The sequence below is a fragment of the Rhizohabitans arisaemae genome (genome assembly GCF_025996515.1).
GTDB classification, from domain to species: domain Bacteria; phylum Actinomycetota; class Actinomycetes; order Streptosporangiales; family Streptosporangiaceae; genus Rhizohabitans; species Rhizohabitans arisaemae.
On sequence record NZ_BLRH01000060.1, the window covers coordinates 188,337 to 204,823 of the forward strand.

A 16,487-nucleotide genomic window follows, 5' to 3' on the forward strand; every position below is an offset into this window, starting at 1 on the left:
GAATCGCAATCATGGCATGCATCGCGGGCCTGTGAGGACAAGCGGGGGAGCCTGCCCTCACAGGGCGGGGTGTCAGGACTCGACCAGGCGGATGATGCCGTAGTCGTAGCCTCGTCTCCGGTAGACGACGCTCGGCTGGCCGTTCTCCTTGTCACGGAAGAGGTAGAAGGCGTGGCCGACCAGCTCCATCTCGAACAGAGCCTGATCGATGGTCATGGGGTCGGCCTTGTGGGCCTTCTCGCGGACGACCAGCGGCCCGTCCCCCACCATCTCGATGGGGACGATGCCGGGCTGCAGGTCCTCCGGCTCGGGCTGGGGCTCGTACACGTCCACGTGCTCGAACGACTCCGCGACCGGGGGCTGCTGCTGCGCGGACCTGCCGTTGGACGGCCCGCCCAGGACCGCGGTCAGATCGCCGACGGACGGCTGGGCGTGGTTGCCGTGGTGGATCTTACGGCGGTCGCTGAGCCGCCTCAGCCGGGCCTCAAGCTTGCCGATGGCGAGATCCAGGGCGGCGAACCGGTCGTCCGCCGAGGCTTCGGCCCGGATCACCGGGCCGCGGGAGTGGATGGTGAGTTCGACGCGCTCCCGCTTGTCGGCCATGCGCGGGTTGCGCTCCTGGGACACCTCCACGTCCACCCGGATGACCTTGTTGTCCAGGCGCTCGATCCTGGCCAGCTTGGTCCCCACGTGGTCGCGGAACCTGTCACTCACTCCTGTGTGCCGACCCTTGACGATGATGTCCACGCAAAAGACCCCCCTTCGCCTCGCATTTCGCTTGAATTGCTCACTCGCCGCTCCTCGCTCACCTCGCGACCGGCCCGACCGCGGCGAGGGCAGGCCCCTCCACCACGTCGCGGTGCCGACCGCGCTGTTCGACGCCTTGGATTCGTTTGCGTGTGAAAGGCACCCGCCCGGCCGACCTGGTCTTCGACCCCACATCCGCCTGCTGAGGGTTTCGCAGCTCTCGCGCCACTACTCCCCTTCTCCCCTGACGGAGGACATCCGGACCTCCGGGGGGGCAGGACTTACCTCTAAGCCGCACCGTGATCGGCCGACAAAAAGTCGCCTTACGTGGACCGTTTCGCCTGCGGCTGGCATCGGCTAGCGGAGCCAGAGTTACCGGCTCTGCGCAACCACGGACCCAGGCGAGTGCCATGTCCAGAACGCTAGTCCCATCCAGCCCGAATGTCAGCCGTCGATACCGGGGGCGAAGGCCCGCCGTCACTCTCCGGAATCGCCCGATATGGCGCTCCGATGACCGACTTCCCTTGTGCCTGAGCCGCTACCGCCGTCGAGAACAGGACAATCGATACTTCGGATACAAAGATGTGGCCGCTTAGTCACCATGGGAAATTTACCGTCTGTTACATTTGTGGCTTTACCCACGTTCGGCGTGTCGCGGCGAGTGTGACGGCAATCCGGACATGCGCCCCAGCACGCTCCAGCGCCACCGCAGCCTCGGTAAGCGTCGCCCCGGTCGTGACGACGTCGTCCACCACGACCACCGCGCCCGACAGCTCCCCCGGGGCCACCCGGAAGGCACCCGAGAGGTTCCCCGCCCGCCCGGCGGCGCTCAGCCCCGCCTGGTCCGCCACCCGCCGCCGATGCGCCAGCACCGGCGAGACCACGGCCGGCCTCCCCTGACGCCGCAGACCCCGCGCGGCGTGCGCGGCGAGGCGCGCCACCGGATCGTACCCCCGCCGCCGGGTCGACGACCGGGCGGACGGTACGGGCACCAGCCGGACCGCTCCGGCGCCGCCGAGCGCGACCGCGACCACCTGGGCCAGGCAGAGCCCGAGCGGGGCCGCGAGCGCGGTGAGACCGCGCTCCTTGTAGGCGAGGATCATCCGGCGGAGCTCCCCCTCGTACAGCCCGGCGGACCACGCCTGCGGCATCCCCGGGGGCGTGGGCACCGGGAGGCGCCGCCGGGGAGCCGCCCGGAGGAGGCCGGCGCACGCCGTACAGACCAAAGCCCCCGGTGCGGAACACCCGCCGCAGCGGGGCGGCAGGATCAGGTCGAGGAGCGCCCCCAGCACACGGTCACGATAGGGGGTAGGAGGGACTCCCGCCCTGGATTTCGAGGTCGTCCCAGTCCTCCTCGTCCTTGTTCCAGATCCTGACCTGGTCGTCACGGGACCCGGCGGCGAGGCTCTCGGAGTTGAACACCGCGATGGTCTCGGTGCCGGTGGGCGGCGTGAGAACCGTGACCCCCGGGCCGAAGATCGGCACACGGTAGAGCTGGAGGGCGCTCTTCGTCGCGGCCAGCACGACCACGTTCGCGTCGTCCTGCCAGGCGATGTCGCTCACCTCCTGGAGGTTCACGGCCACGCCGAGCTCGCGGAACTCGCCGAGACGGGTGCGATAGCCGTCCCGGAAGACCGTGCCCACCAGCACCCGGTACTTGCGCGCCGTCCGCAGGACGACGGCCGCCCGCATGCCGTCCCGGGAGATCCGGAGCGCGACCACCTCGCCCTCGCCCAGCTCGGGCGCGGCCACGGTCTCCACCTCGCGCAGCCCCCCGGGACCGCCGTACCACCGAAGCACCCGGGACTTGTAGGGCTCGACGTTGTCGGCCACCCACAGGCTGGAGTAGACGTCCCAGGAGGGCGCGGTGAGGCGGGTGCCCTTGATCCGCCGCTCCCAGCGGGCCCCGTCGGCCAGCTCCGCGACCAGGATCTCCTTCCCGTCGGCCAGGGCGGCCACCTGGTTCCCGTGCGCGGTCACGTGGGAGACCTCCCGCTTGCCGTGCCCGGCCTCCCCGGAGACGGGGTCGCCGGCGACCGGGCGGCCCTGATCCCCGGGCCGGGTCCGGTGCACCTTGCCCTTGTTCACGTAGTAGAGGTCCGGGGGCGTGCTGGGGAGATCGTTCCGGAAATCCTGCCGGTCGACGGCCCCGTCGCTCCCGACCCGCATCGGCACGCCGTCGATCTGCAGCTCGATCCGGTCCCACTCCTTCAACCGCTGCAAGGTCCACACCAGCTGCGCCGCCATCAGCTTGAGCGTCTCCGACGAGGACCGCACCGACCTGGCAGCCCCGCCCAGGTCGACGACGAAGGTGTTCCCCTCCCCCCGGCCGATCTCGCGGCGGAGCGTGGTGCCCTCGGGGAAGGCGGTCCAGACCGCGCCCCGCAGCGACTTCGTCGGGCCCTCAAGCAGCCTTTTCACCCACATGGTGGCCAGATCGGTGTCCGGGCTGATCGGGTCGTAGACCGTGTCGACCACGGGCCTGGACTTGTAGTGGTCGAAGAAATGCAGATCGATCGGGCGGTAGGAGCGCCGCAGGTCCGCCGGGGTCAGCCAGAGCCCCTTGGGCAGGCCGTCGATCCGCCACTCCTGCCCGACCCGGACCAGCCGGAAGTCCTGCGGCGCGTCCTGACGCTCCAGGGCGAGATAGCTCCCCTGCTTGGTGATCGAGGCGACGGCCTTTGCCCTGAGCGCGACGTGCACCTCGGCGTCCGTGGGGAGCGGCTCCTTGCCCACCAGCTGAATCCCCTCGGGGGATTCGTAGACCGTGGCCTCCTTCTGCGGCGCCCAGGCGCGGTTGGCCTTGTCGGTGAGGTACCGCCGGGCCACCGAGTGCTGCGGATCGTCGAAGCTCGCCGACGCGGCCAGGAACCCCTCCACGATCTGGGTCGGGATCCAGCCCTGGCCGGGCGTGGGCGCGATCACCCGGATGTAGGGCTCGCTCTCCGGCCCCTCGCTGCGGGTGTCGCCGTCGGGCATCACCACCCCGCCGGTGGGCACCCCGGCGCACCCGCCGGACACCAGCAGCGCGACCGTCACGGCGATCGCGCATCCGACCCTGCTTCTCACCAGTCCTCCCCCGGTGTCAGGCCGCTGCCCCAGACCCGGCGCAGCTCGATCTCGGCCGGCGCCAGCGAGAGCGGCGAACCCTTGAGCTCGCTCCCCGCCACCCTGGGCAGCGAGAGCCGGAACTGCGACCCCTCCCCGGGCAGTCCCCAGGCCTGGAGCCATCCCCCGTGCAGCAGCGCGTCCTCACGGGAGATCGCCAGGCCCAGGCCGGTCCCCCCGATCGTGCGGGCCCGCGAGGGGTCGGCCCGCCAGAACCGGTCGAACACCAGGTTCTCCGTCCCCGGTTTCAGGCCGACCCCGTGGTCGCGTACGGCCACGGCGACCGCGTCCCGGTCGACCGCCACCTGGACCACGACGTCCTTGCCCTCGCCGTGCTCGATCGCGTTGAACAGCAGATTCCGCAGAATCCGCTCGACCCTGCGGCTGTCCACCTCGGCCATGCAGGGCTCGCCGGGCAGCCGCAGCACGAACTTGATCGAGTTGCGCTCCGCCAGGGCCTCGGAGTCGCCGACCGCGCGGAGCACGATGTCCCGCATGTCGACGGAGTCCACGTCGAGGGTGGCGGCGCGGGAGTCGTACCTGCTGATCTCCAGCAGGTCGGCGAGCATGGCCTCGAACCGGTTGAGCTGGTTCTGCATGAGCTCGGCCGAGCGGGCGGACGCCGGGTCGAAGTCCTCACGCGTCTCGTAGAGCAGGTCGGCGGCCATCCGGACGGTGGTGAGCGGGGTCCGCAGCTCGTGGGAGACGTCCGAGACGAACTGCCGCTGGACCTTGGAGAGCTCCTCCAACTGATGGATCTTGACCTCGAGGTTCCTGGCCATGTCGTTGAACGACGTCGCCAGCCTGGCCAGGTCGTCCTCGCCGCGGACCTTGAGCCGTTCCTCCAACTGCCCCGAGGCGAGCCGCTCGGCCGCCTGCCGCGCCAGCCGTACCGGGGTGACCACCTGCCGGGTCACCAGCGAGGCGATCGCCGCGAGCAGCAGCACCAGGGCCACCCCGACGGAGAGCAGGATCCGCTGGACGAGGGAGATCGCCGCGGACTCCTCGGCCAGCGGGAAGAAATGGTAGATCTGATAGCCGCCCGGGACCCGGCCGCCGATCACCAGGCCGGGCTGGTCGGGTTTGGAGCCGACGTAGCGCATGGGCGCGAACTTCGTCTGCGCCACATCGCTCGTGGTGACCTTGTGCTGCAGGTCGGCGGGGACGCTGGCGGAGTCGAAGTCGAGCGTCGACCTGCCGAACCCCTCGGCCGGCGGGGCGATGATCACAACTTCGTACCGCTGGGACGGGCCGGCCCGGCCCGCGAGCGCCAGCGCCGCGTTGTCCAGGCGGGAGACCCCGGCGACCGGCTCCTCGTTCAGCAGCACCGCGGCGGCCTGCCGATCGGCCCGCGCCGCGGCGGAGGCCGAGGCCTGCTTGGACTGGACCAGCCCGGTGCTGATCTGATCCATCAGGAAGATCCCGAGGACCGCGACGACGGACGCGGAGATCGCCAGCGTCTTGACCACCACGCGCAGCTGGAGCGAGCGGCGCCAGATCCGCAGGACACGGCCCGCGAACCGCCGTACCCGCCTGCGGACACCGCGGACGAGCCGGCGGGCGGGGTTACGCCAGGAGACCTTGGTCTGGGGGGCCATCACATGTCCGCCAGGCGCGATCCCTATGCCGGTCCGGCCTTGTATCCGACGCCGCGGACGGTGACCACGATCTCCGGGTGCTCGGGATCTTTCTCGATCTTGGCGCGGAGCCGCTGGACGTGCACGTTCACCAACCGGGTGTCGGCGGCGTGGCGGTAGCCCCAGACCTGTTCGAGCAGGACCTCACGGGTGAAGACCTGGCGCGGCTTGCGGGCCAGGGCGACGAGCAGGTCGAACTCGAGCGGGGTGAGGTTGATGGTCTCCTCGCCGCGCTTGACCGAGTGACCGGCCACGTCGATCGTGATGTCCCCGATCTGCAGCACCTCGGGGGTCGGCTCGTCGGTACGGCGCAGGCGCGCCCGGACCCGGGCGACGAGCTCCTTGGGTTTGAACGGTTTCACGATGTAGTCGTCGGCGCCGGACTCCAAACCCAGCACGACGTCTATGGTGTCGCTCTTGGCCGTCAGCATGACGATGGGAACACCGGACTCGGCCCGGATCCTGCGGCACACGTCGATCCCGTCGGCACCCGGCAGCATCAGGTCGAGGAGCACCAGATCCGGCCGTGTGTCCCGGAACGCGTCCAGCGCCTTGTCACCGTCCGCGACGAACGAGGGTTCGAAGCCCTCCCCGCGTAAGACGATGCCCAGCATCTCCGCGAGAGCGGCGTCGTCGTCGACGACCAGCACGCGTCCTTTCATGGCCCCTCATTCGTGATTCAAGACATCCGTCGAAGGCTACCCGCGCCTGGCGGTTGAGTGTTACAGCGCTCCAGTGTCGTCCAGAGTGCTACCGAAAGCCGGATTCTAGGCGCTTCATCCCCCCAGTGCGATGATCTGACTGAATACGGTCATGACCCCGTCAGGAAAACGTCGTGCAACCACCAGGTCATTCCATGTTCCCCTACCCAAGGCGTGCGCGCCAACAACCCGGTCCCCGCAGTGACTCCTGACCCTCCGGTCCCACGCCGACCGGTCGCCGCAAGTCACATCTCCGGCTCGGAACGCCTCCCCGTGCCTGCACCATGCCAGGATGGAGCCCATGGCCGATGAAACCGGGGCGACCACCCCCGAATCACCCAGCAACCCGGGCTGGTCGGCCCGGCAACCGCCGCCGTACGACACGCCCTGGTCGGCTCCGGGCACCGCCCCCGCCGACACCGCGCCGAACCCCGGCGGGCCGAGTCAGTGGGGACCCCCGCCCGGCCATCCCGGCCCTCCGTACCGGCATCAGGGCCCGCCCCAGGCGCCGCGCCCCGGGGTCATCCCGCTCCGGCCGCTCGGGCTGGGCGACATCCTCGACGGCACGATCAAGACGATCCGCGCGAACCCCGCGGCGACCCTGGGCCTCTCCGCCGTCGTCGCCGCCGTCGGCGCGGTACCCCTGGTCCTCACCCAGGCGTACCTGGAGAACTCCCTCAACACCACGCTGGCCGTGGACGCCGACGCGGACGTGGACGCGGCCCTGACGAGCCTGGTCGTCGCGCTCGCCGGACTCGCCGTGAGCATTCTCGTCCAGGCCGTCGCGGCCACGATGCTGACCGGCCTGCTCATCACCGTCCTGGGCCGGAGCGTCTTCGGGGAGAAGATCGGCATCGCGGAGGCCTGGCGGGTCTCCCTACGGCGTATGGCGGGGCTGGTCGGCTACGCGTTTCTGAGCCTCGCCATCTCCGTCGCCCCGCTGCTGCTGTTCATCGGCGGCTTCGTCCTGTGGGCACAGGTGTCCGGGTTCTCCGCGGTCATGGTGCCCCTCATGCTGCTCGCGCTGCTCGTCTTCCTCGCCTGGTATCTGTTCATCTGGGCCCGGCTCTCCCTCACCGCTCCGGCGATCATGCAGGAGCGGATCGGCATCATCCCGGCCATGCGCCGATCGTGGACGCTCACCTCGGGCGACTCCTGGCGGGTGCTCGGCATCCTCATCCTCACCAGCCTGCTGGTCTCGGTCGTCGGCTCCGCGTTCGCGCTCCCCTTCACCCTGGCGGGCGGCTTCGCCGTCGCCGCCGGCGGGGTGACGATCTCCGCGGTGCTCAGCGGCCTCGGCTCCGTCATCTACGGCATGCTCGGCTACCCGGTCATCGCCGGCGTCACCGGCCTGCTGTACACCGACCGCCGGATGCGGGCCGAGGGATTCGACCTGGTGCTCCAGACGGCCGCGGCGGAACGCGCGCAGCAGGGCCTGATCCGTGAACCCGTCGACGACCTCTGGGTCAAGCAGCGGTGAACCCGATCGGCGTCGGCCGGGACGAGGCGGCCGAGGCCGCGCGGCGTGAGCTCGCCAAGCTCGAGTACCAGGAGGAGTCCTGGCTCGACCACACGGTGCGCCGGTTCCGGCAGTACGTCGAGGACCTGCTGGCCGGCGAGGGTGAGACCCTGCTCGACTCCACGCTCGCCCTCGTCGCGCTCCTGCTCGTCCTGGTCGGCCTCGTCGCCCTCATCCGGTGGCGGATCGGCAAGACCGTGCGCGCCCGCCGCCGCGCCGAGGAGGGCCTGTACGGCGAACGCGCGCTGACCTCCGCCGAACACCGGGCCGAGGCCGAGCGCCTGGCGGCCGAGGGACGCTGGCCGGAGGCGATCGGCGAGCGCCTCCGGGCGATGGCCCGCGCCCTGGAGGAACGCGCGATCCTCACGCCGTCGCCGAGCCGCACCGCGGGCGAGTTCGCCACAGAGGCGGGGCGGGAGCTGCCCGGCCTCGCCGAGGAGCTCACCGGTGCCGCGCGGATCTTCGACGACGTCGTGTACGGCGGACGCGCGGGCACCGCGGAAGCGTACGGGCGCCTCGCCGACCTCGACGGCCGCCTCGCCCGTACCCGGAGCGCGGTGTGAGCACACCGACCTCGCCCACGATCCGGGGTATCGCCCGCGCGCTCCGCCTTCCCTTGGCGCTCCTGCTCCTGATGGTCGTGGCGGCGACGGTCGCGACCCTGATCCAGCCGGACGAACGACGGCAGGGGCGTCACCTGGACCCGGCGGACACCTCGGCCCAGGGAGCCAAAGCCCTCGCCGTCCTCCTCGCCGAGCGAGGCGTGACCGTGCACCGGGTGGAGCGGGTGGCCGAGGCCGCGGAGCTGGCGACCGACGACACGACCATCGTCGTCACCTCGTCCGTGCGGGTGGGCCTGGAGCAGCTCACCACGCTCGCCGAACTCCCCGGCGACCGGGTGATCGTCGACCCGTTCCCCCAGGACCTTCCGACGCTCGTCCCCGGGGTGACCGTGGAGAGCGGGGCCCGGCCGACCTCCCGGCTGCCCGGCTGCTCCCTGCCCGCCGCGACGGCGGCCGGGACCGTGTTCACCGGCGGGGTCACCTTCTCCGCGCCGGAGCACGGGGAAGGCTGCTACCACGCCGACGGCGAGCCCACCCTGGTGTCCATCGCCGAGGAGGGCGTGCGGACCGTCGTCCTCGGCGACGGCGAGTTCATGACCAACCGCCGGCTCGCCGAGGACGGGAACGCGGCCCTCGCGCTCAACCTGCTCGGCGCCCGGCCGAACCTGATCTGGCTGATGCCCTCGCCCCTGGACCGCCCCCCGCCCGGTGAGGGCGGCGAGAGCTTCGAGGACCTCATCCCCGCCGGAGTACTCTGGGCGACGCTGCAACTCGTGATAGCCGTGGTGTTCGTCGCCCTGTGGCGGGGACGGCGCCTCGGGCCGGTGGTGAGCGAGGCCCTCCCCGTGGTGGTCCGGGCCGCCGAGACCGTGGAGGGGCGTGGCAGGCTCTACCGGTCGCGCCACGCCCACGACCGGGCCGCTGCTGCGCTGCGGGCCGGTGCGCTGGGCCGGATCACTGGTCGGCTCGGGCTGAACCACGACGCCGACCCCGATGCGATAACCCAGGCGATAGCCGTACGGACCGGACGCGACCCGGTACAGGTGGCGGAGGTGCTCCACGGACCGCCGCCCGCCGGCGACGCGGAGCTCGTCGTCCTCGCCGACCAATTGGACACTGTGGAAAGAGAGGTGCGCGGATCGTGAACGACGCGGACGCCGCACGGGAAGCCCTCGTCGCCCTCCGAGCCGAGGTCGCCAAGGCGGTGGTCGGCCAGGACGCGGTGGTGAGCGGCCTGGTCATCGCCCTGCTCTGCCGCGGTCACGTGCTCCTGGAGGGGGTGCCCGGCGTCGCCAAGACACTCCTGGTGCGCACGATCGCGGCCACGCTCTCCCTGGACTTCAAACGCGTGCAGTTCACCCCGGACCTGATGCCCGGCGACGTGACCGGCTCACTGATCTACGACGCCCGCACGGCGGAGTTCGAGTTCCGCCAAGGCCCGGTCTTCACCAACCTCCTGCTCGCCGACGAGATCAACCGGACCCCGCCCAAGACCCAGGCCGCGCTGCTGGAGGCGATGGAGGAGCGGCAGGTCTCGGTGGAGGGCACGGCCAGGCCCCTCCCCGACCCCTTCGTGGTGGCCGCCACCCAGAACCCGATCGAGTACGAGGGCACGTACACCCTGCCCGAGGCGCAGCTCGACCGTTTCCTGGTCAAGCTGACCGTCCCCCTCCCCCCGCGCGATCAGGAGATCACGATTCTGGAGCGGCACGCCCAGGGGTTCGACCCCCGGGAGCTCACCCAGGTGCGCCCGGTGGCGACCGCCGAGGACCTGGCGGCTGGCCGCAAGGCCGTCCAGCAGGTACGGGTCGCCCCCGAGGTCACCGGCTACATCGTGGACATCGCCCGCGCCACCCGCCAGTCGCCCTCGCTCCACCTGGGGGTCTCCCCCCGCGGCGGCACGGCGCTGCTCGCCGCCGCGCGGGCCTGGGCCTGGCTCGCCGGGCGGGACTACGTGACCCCCGACGACGTGAAGGCCCTCGCCCGGCCGACGCTGCGCCACCGGATCCAGCTGCGCCCGGAGGCGGAACTGGAGGGCGCCACCCCCGACGGCCTGCTGGACGGGATCCTCGCCTCCGTCCCGGTGCCCCGATGATCACGCGGGGGCGGTCGGCATGGCGCTGACCGGGCGGACGGGGCTGCTCGCGCTGCTCGGCACGATCGTGGTGCTGTTCGCGCCGCGTCCGGGACTCGCCGTACTCGTGATCGAGGGCCTGCTGCTCCTCGCGGTGGTCCTGGATCTCTGCCTGGCGGGGAGCGTACGGGCGCTGCGGTTCACCCGGGAAGGCGAGCGCCTGGTCCGGCTGGGCGACTCCGTCACCGTGGATCTGATCGTCGCCAACCCGGGCCGGCGAAGGGTCCGCGGGCTGCTCCGCGACGCCTGGCCGCCCAGCGCGCACCCGGCGCCGCGGCTCCACCCCGTCGACCTGCCCGCCGGGGAGCGCCGGCGGGTGCGCACGGTCCTGACTCCTTCCCGGCGGGGCGACCGGGAGGCCGTCCGGGTGACCGTGCGCTCGCTGGGCCCGCTCGGGCTCGCGGCCCGCCAGGGCACCCACGCCGTCCCCTGGACCGTCCGCGTCCTGCCCCCCTTCCACAGCCGCCGCCACCTGGGGGCCAAGCTCGCCAAACTGCGCGAACTCCAAGGCTCGCATCCGGCGCTGATCCGCGGGCAGGGCACCGAGTTCGACTCCCTGCGCGAGTACGTGATCGGCGACGACATCCGCTCCATCGACTGGCGGGCGACCGCCCGGCGGTCCGACGTCGTCGTCCGTACCTGGCGTCCGGAGCGGGACCGGCGCGTGCTGATCGTCCTGGACACCGGGCGGACCTCGGCCGCCCGCGTCGGCGACATCCCGCGCCTGGACTCCGCCATGGACGCCGCCCTGCTCCTGGCCGCCCTGGCCGCGCGGGCCGGCGACCGGGTGGACCTGCTCGCCTACGACCGCCAGGTCCGTACCCAGGTCTCCGGGGAATCCCGGACCACGCTGCTCCCGGCCCTGGTCAACGCGATGGCGCCCATCGAGGCCTCGCTGGTGGAGGCCGACGCGCCCGGCATGACGGCGGCGATCCTGGCCCGCGCCAGACGGCGATGCCTGCTCGTCCTGCTCACCGACCTCAATCCCCCCGCGCTGGAGGAGGGGCTGCTCACCGTGCTCCCCGAGCTCACCGCCAGGCACCTGGTGCTGCTGGCCGCCGTCGCCGACCCGCGGATCGCCGAACTCGCCGCCGGGCGGGGCGGCGCCGAGGCCGTGTACGACGCCGCCTCGGCGGAGCGCGCCCTGGCGGACCGGCAGGCGATCACGGCCACGCTGGCCCGCCGCGGAGTCCAGGTCGTGGACGCCCCGCCCGAGACGATCGCCCCGGCGCTCGCCGACGCGTATCTGGCCCTGAAGGCCGCCGGAAGGCTGTGAACGACCGCTACCCGGTGGAGGGCGCGAGATCGGGGGCCCGCTCGATGTCCGCGCTCTCCCCCGCCCGCACGGCCCTGCGGCCGAAGAGGAACACGTAGCCGAGGAAGACCGCCTCGGCGAGGACCCCGATGCCCACCCGTGCCCAGGTCGGCAGGCCGGACGGGGTGACGAGCGCCTCGATCAGACCGGCGACGCCGAGCACCACGACCAGGCCGAGCACCACGCTCATCACCGCACGGCCCTGCTCCGCCAAGGCCTCCCCCCGCCGCCGCGGCCCCGGGTCGACCACCGTCCAGCCCACCCGCAGCCCCGCGGCCGCGGCGAGGAAGATCGCGGTGAGCTCCAGCAGCCCGTGCGGGGTGATGAGCCCGAAGAAGACGTCACCCTTGCCCCTGGCGACCATCAGGCCGCCGGACAGGCCCACGTTCGCCGCATTCTGCAGGAGGATCCAGGGGATGGGGAGTCCCATCAGGATCGCGGAGGCGACCACCTGGGCCGAGATCCAGAGGTTGTTGAGCCACACCTGCGAGGCGAACGACGCCGCCGGATGGGTGGAGTAGTAGTCGGCGAACTCGTGCTCGACCAGCTGGGTGATCTGCTCCGGGGTGGCGATCGCGGCCTGGACCTCGGGATCGCCCGCCACCCAGGCCCCGAAGACCGTCGCCACGGCGAGGAAGGCGAACGCCGTCGCCGCCCACCACCGCCACACCCGGTAGGCGACCAGGGGAAACCCCACCGTGAAGAAACGGATCACCTCCCGCCAGGCCGGCGCGTGGGCACCGGTGACGGCCGAGCGCCCCTGGGCCACCAGCCAGGAGAGCCGGCCGACCAGCAGCGCGTCGCCCCCGGCCGAGCGGACGATCGACAGATGCGTGGCGACCCGCTGGTAGAGGTCGACGAGTTCGTCGGTCTCCTCCCCGGAGAGCCTGCGGCGGTCGCGGACCAGGCTCTCCAGCCGGTCCCAGCTCCGCCCGTGCACGGCGATGAAGGCGTCGATGTCCACGAGGAGAGCTTAGAGTGAGCGGCGAACCCTAGCAGGAGGGCAACCATGTCCGACGTTGTGACCGGTGACGCCGTCGTCCTCGACGTACGGGTCGCCCAGCTCCCCAGCCGCGGCGTCGCCTTCCTGATCGACTTCGTCGCGCAGACGGTCGCCTACCTCGGGTTCGTCTTCCTCCTCGGCGCCGTGATACCGAGGGTGGACCCCGCCTTGGCAACCGCGATCTACATCGGCTTCGCCGTGTTGATCTACGCGGGCTACCCGATCGTCTTCGAAACGCTGAGCCGTGGTCGCAGCCTGGGCAAACTGGCCATGGGGCTCCGGGTCGTCGGCGACGACGGAGGTCCCGTGCGGTTCCGGCAGGCTCTGGTCCGCGGCCTCGCCGGTGTGATCGAGCTCTATGGGTTCTCAGGCTCCGCGGCCGTGATCACCTCGCTGGCCAATCGGCGGGGCAAGCGTCTCGGGGACGTCTTCGCCGGAACCATCGTGATCGGCGAGCGCGCCTCGTACCGGGCGGTGCCGCCGCCGGCCATCCCCCCGGGACTGGCCGCCTGGGCGGGCACGCTGGAACTCTCCCGGCTCCCCGTGGAGCTCGCGAACACCGCGCGCCAGTACCTGCTCCGCGGCCGGGAGCTCGCCCCCGACGTCCACCGGGAGATGGGCGCCCGGATCGCGAACACCGTGATCGGGTACATCTCGCCGCCCCCGCCGCCCGGACTGCCTCCGGAGACCTTCCTCGCCGCCGTCCTCGCCGAACGCCGGACCCGCCACGAGCGCAGGCTCCGTACCGCGCTCGCCCGCAACGTCCGGCCCGCCGGCCGCCCGGCGCATCCCAGACCGGAGCCGAGCACCGACCTTCCGACCTCCGCGAGCGGCTTCGCACCCCCGGCGTAGTCCCCACGCAACCCCGAACGCGCGGTATTCCGTTAGGGCCTGTTCTGAAGTTCGGAACCTGTCCCGCCATTCACGTGACCCTTGTGGTGCTTACGCCCTCCGGCTGCACACATCACCATGATCAGCCAGGCCGTACCCACGAGGCCCGAGAACTCTCATGCGGTTCCCGGACTCCGGGGTGCGAGTACGGCTGGATCCTAGGTGCCGGTCGCACTACGTCCGCACTTCGCACGTCGCGTCCTTTGCGACGGGCGAATGCGCGTGGCGGTTCGTGCCACGTCGCTCTTTGCGCGGCACGAACCGCCACGGTCGATGTTGAAAATACTGTTCTTGTAAGCAGAACCGCGCCTAACGGGGTATCGCACGTTCACGGGTGTGACCCGGTCGGTTCTTTCCCGCCTGGCCCACTCACCTAAGACCGGGGTCAACCCGAGGTGCCCCGACTCGCCGGTTGCGGCGAGCGGCTCGGCCCTGAGACGACAGGACGGGTACGGCGGGCGCGGGTGGACCGCTCGCCGTACCCGTCCCCGGCGCCGGCCCACATCCCCTCAGGGACGGGAGCCGGCGCGGATCAGGCGCTCAGGCCGATGAGGAGGTCAGACCTCGGACCGGAGATCAGTCGTCGTCGTCATCGTCGTCATCGTCGTCGTCGTCATCATCGTCGTCCCAGTCGTGGTCGAAGAACGACTGCTGGCTCTGGGTGTTGAGGATGTCGTAGCGGAAGCCGTTCGCCCGGTTGGTCCGGGGGTCACGGATCTTGAGGACGTCGAGACCCTTCTGGATGTCGCTGGAGAAGATGTAGCCGTTGTAGTAGTACGCCGACCACGAGCCGCCGAGGATCGACTGCGTCTCGGAGAGCGGACCGCGGTCGAACCAGCCGATCTCCTGCGGGTTGGCGGAGTCGGTGAAGTCCCAGATCGAGATACCACCCTGGTACCACGCCTGGACCATGATGTCGCGGCCCTTGACCGGAATCAGGGAGCCGTTGTGGGCGACGCAGTTCTCGCGGGTCGACTGCTCACGACTGATCTTGTAGTAGCTCTTGAACTCGAGCTTGCCACGCTTGATGTCGTAGATGGCGTTGGCGCCCCGCAGCGGACCGATCTCCGCGTTGCAGGTGGCACCGCTGCCACCGCCGAGCTCGTCGGTGAAGACGATCTTGTCGCCCCGGTCGTTGAACGTGGCGGAGTGCCAGAACGCGAAGTTCGTCATGTCCTGGACCTTGTCGATGACCTTTGGATTCTCCCGATCGGAGATGTCCATCAGGACACCGTCGCCCATGCACGCGCCCGCGGCGATGTTCTTCTCGGCGTAGACGGTGATGTCGTGGCAGCCGGAGGTGGCCGAGCGGCCGTTCGGGTACGGCGCGGGCAGGCCGGGGTTGCCGCCGTCCGGGAACAGGTTCGGCGTGCCGACCAGCGCGGCCGCGGCCGGGTTGTTCAGCGGGACCTTGATGATGGAGATCAGGTCATGCGGCGGCTGGCAGTCGGGGAAGGCCGCGTTGGGGCTGTAGGAGGAGACGTACACGTAGACCGAGCTCTTGCGCCGGCTGTTCTCGGGCACGAGGGTGTGGGTGTGCGAACCGCAGGGGGTCTCCACCGCCGCGACGTACTTGGGGTTCCGGACGTCGCTGACATCGAAGATCTTGATGCCCTCCCAGGACGACTTCTCCCGGGCGCTCTGCGAGACGCTGCTGCAGGAGTTGTCGCTCCGGGACGAGTCCGTCGACAGGAACAGCAGGTTCCCGGTGATGGAGATGTCGTTCTGGGATCCGGGACAGACAACCTGGCTCACCAGGACCGGCTTCTTCGGCTTGCTGATGTCGTAGATGGTGAAGCCATCGTAGTTGCCGACGTAAGCGTATTTGCCCTTAAAGGCCAGGTCAGTGCCGAAGGCATTTTGGTTGTCGAACGGCGCCTGCTTGGGAAGGTTTGCGACGAGTTCCACATTCGGGCTGGTGACGACCTCGTCGACTGCGGGGATGGTCGCCGCGCTCGCGGGTTGCGCGGTCATCACAAGGGCGACCGCGGCCCCCGCCATTAAGAGTTTACGGCCGGGTGAGCCGCGTCGAAGACTGAACGCCATGCGCTACTGGCCTCCTGCTAGTTCCGTACCCAGTGGGGGTTGATGGTACGGAAAGTGCCCGAAATTTACCTTTCATGCAATAACTACGCGACAAAATATGGTGTGAGAAACTTTAACGGTATGTAATCTGTTTTGTCGCTTTTGAAGGTGCTAGGCTGCTCTGACTGCTCGTGAAGGAGACCATTTGCGCGCCGCAGTCCTCGCCGGTATCTCGTTGTTCCTCCTCGTTGGCTGTACCGGCAGTCCGGCTGAGAACGTGGCCGCACCACCGGTGCACACCGCGCCGGTCCTCGCCCCCGGCAAGCCCGGCGAGCCGGCCGCGACCCTGAAGCCCAGCGAGTACCCGACCGCCGTCCCGTCGGAGAAGGTCAACGCCGCCGACGTGCAATACGTCGAAAACATGATCCTTCACCATCGCCAGGCCCTGGACATGTCAGACCTCGCCCCCACCAGGGCGGCGAATCAGCAGGTCAAGGCGATAGCGTCCAGAATCAAGGATTCGCAGGAGCCGGAGATCAAGGCGATGGCCGCCTGGCTGACCAACCAAGATCTGCAGGTGCCGGAGCACCATAGCGGGACCCATCCCAACATGCCGGGCATGGCGACGCCCGACCAGCTCACCGCGCTGCGCGCCGCGACGGGCCCCGCCTTCGACAAGGCGTACCTGGAATTGATGATCGTTCACCATCAGGGCGCCGTCACCATGGCCGAGCAGCTGCTCCTCAACGGCTCCCACGTCATGGTCGAGGAGATGGCCAAGGACGTCGTCTCCGTCCAGACCGGAGAGATCAACCGGCTACGCGCCATCCAGGCCCGGCTGTAG

At 70.5% G+C, this 16,487-nt stretch carries 14 protein-coding genes; 7 read left to right on the forward strand and 7 right to left on the reverse strand.

The annotated features are described in order from the left end of the window. Positions 1-72: 72 nt before the first annotated feature. The 5 genes from hpf to mtrA form a co-directional block, all read right to left on the reverse strand. On the reverse strand, positions 73-747 hold the full coding sequence (gene hpf, locus RUR_RS29350) for a ribosome hibernation-promoting factor, HPF/YfiA family (RefSeq protein ID WP_283138464.1): 675 nt from the start codon (positions 745-747) through the stop codon (positions 73-75). A 620-nt stretch (positions 748-1,367) separates the two neighbouring features. Next, complete coding sequence (locus tag RUR_RS29355) at positions 1,368-2,039, reverse strand: ComF family protein (RefSeq protein ID WP_283138465.1); 672 nt, start codon at positions 2,037-2,039, stop codon at positions 1,368-1,370. Positions 2,040-2,043: 4 nt separating this feature from the next. Next, entirely contained in the window at positions 2,044-3,816 is a 1,773-nt protein-coding gene (locus RUR_RS29360; protein ID WP_283138466.1) for an LpqB family beta-propeller domain-containing protein, read from the reverse strand. Further along, positions 3,813-5,453 carry an MtrAB system histidine kinase MtrB gene (mtrB, locus tag RUR_RS29365; protein ID WP_283138467.1) on the reverse strand — a complete coding sequence of 547 codons (1,641 nt, stop codon included), beginning with the start codon at positions 5,451-5,453 and terminating at the stop codon, positions 3,813-3,815. Before mtrB ends, RUR_RS29360 begins: the two co-directional genes overlap by 4 nt. 23 nt (positions 5,454-5,476) lie before the next feature. Then, positions 5,477-6,154, reverse strand: coding sequence for an MtrAB system response regulator MtrA (mtrA, locus tag RUR_RS29370; RefSeq protein ID WP_283138468.1), 678 nt, complete (start codon positions 6,152-6,154; stop codon positions 5,477-5,479). A 340-nt stretch (positions 6,155-6,494) separates the two neighbouring features. Between mtrA and RUR_RS29375 the strand changes: the two genes are divergently transcribed. The 5 genes from RUR_RS29375 to RUR_RS29395 are packed head-to-tail and all read left to right on the forward strand — an operon-like array spanning position 6,495 to position 11,685. Then, positions 6,495-7,673 carry a hypothetical protein gene (locus RUR_RS29375; RefSeq protein WP_283138469.1) on the forward strand — a complete coding sequence of 393 codons (1,179 nt, stop codon included), beginning with the start codon at positions 6,495-6,497 and terminating at the stop codon, positions 7,671-7,673. Then, positions 7,670-8,275 (forward strand): DUF4129 domain-containing protein, encoded by a 606-nt coding sequence (locus RUR_RS29380; protein ID WP_283138470.1) that lies wholly within the window; start codon positions 7,670-7,672, stop codon positions 8,273-8,275. The genes RUR_RS29375 and RUR_RS29380 overlap by 4 nt, the downstream gene beginning before the upstream one ends. After that, on the forward strand, positions 8,272-9,420 hold the full coding sequence (locus RUR_RS29385; RefSeq protein WP_283138471.1) for a DUF4350 domain-containing protein: 1,149 nt from the start codon (positions 8,272-8,274) through the stop codon (positions 9,418-9,420). Before RUR_RS29380 ends, RUR_RS29385 begins: the two co-directional genes overlap by 4 nt. Continuing rightward, the gene (locus RUR_RS29390; RefSeq protein ID WP_283138472.1) at positions 9,417-10,370 is read left to right on the forward strand and encodes an AAA family ATPase; all 954 of its coding nucleotides are present in this window, start codon (positions 9,417-9,419) and stop codon (positions 10,368-10,370) included. The genes RUR_RS29385 and RUR_RS29390 overlap by 4 nt, the downstream gene beginning before the upstream one ends. A gap of 19 nt (positions 10,371-10,389) precedes the next feature. Then, entirely contained in the window at positions 10,390-11,685 is a 1,296-nt protein-coding gene (locus RUR_RS29395; RefSeq protein ID WP_283138473.1) for a DUF58 domain-containing protein, read from the forward strand. A 7-nt stretch (positions 11,686-11,692) separates the two neighbouring features. On the opposite strand, the gene RUR_RS29400 is transcribed toward RUR_RS29395, so the two are convergent. Continuing rightward, entirely contained in the window at positions 11,693-12,688 is a 996-nt protein-coding gene (locus tag RUR_RS29400) for a stage II sporulation protein M (RefSeq protein WP_283138474.1), read from the reverse strand. A 45-nt stretch (positions 12,689-12,733) separates the two neighbouring features. Between RUR_RS29400 and RUR_RS29405 the strand changes: the two genes are divergently transcribed. Then, on the forward strand, positions 12,734-13,579 hold the full coding sequence (locus tag RUR_RS29405; RefSeq protein ID WP_283138475.1) for an RDD family protein: 846 nt from the start codon (positions 12,734-12,736) through the stop codon (positions 13,577-13,579). A 615-nt stretch (positions 13,580-14,194) separates the two neighbouring features. On the opposite strand, the gene RUR_RS29410 is transcribed toward RUR_RS29405, so the two are convergent. Further along, positions 14,195-15,664 carry an LVIVD repeat-containing protein gene (locus RUR_RS29410; protein ID WP_283138476.1) on the reverse strand — a complete coding sequence of 490 codons (1,470 nt, stop codon included), beginning with the start codon at positions 15,662-15,664 and terminating at the stop codon, positions 14,195-14,197. Between the two features lie 184 nt (positions 15,665-15,848). Here RUR_RS29410 and RUR_RS29415 point away from each other — a divergent pair, with 184 nt between their 5' ends. After that, positions 15,849-16,487, forward strand: a complete 639-nt coding sequence (locus tag RUR_RS29415; protein WP_283138477.1) for a DUF305 domain-containing protein — start codon at positions 15,849-15,851, stop codon at positions 16,485-16,487.

Coding starts and splice junctions, on each gene's coding strand:
- RUR_RS29410 (WP_283138476.1), bottom strand. CDS start 15,664: ATGGCGTTCAGTCTTCGACGCGGCTCACCCGGCCGTAAACTCTTAATG.
- mtrB (WP_283138467.1), bottom strand. CDS start 5,453: ATGGCCCCCCAGACCAAGGTCTCCTGGCGTAACCCCGCCCGCCGGCTC.
- mtrA (WP_283138468.1), bottom strand. CDS start 6,154: ATGAAAGGACGCGTGCTGGTCGTCGACGACGACGCCGCTCTCGCGGAG.
- RUR_RS29405 (WP_283138475.1), top strand. CDS start 12,734: ATGTCCGACGTTGTGACCGGTGACGCCGTCGTCCTCGACGTACGGGTC.
- RUR_RS29375 (WP_283138469.1), top strand. CDS start 6,495: ATGGCCGATGAAACCGGGGCGACCACCCCCGAATCACCCAGCAACCCG.
- RUR_RS29395 (WP_283138473.1), top strand. CDS start 10,390: ATGGCGCTGACCGGGCGGACGGGGCTGCTCGCGCTGCTCGGCACGATC.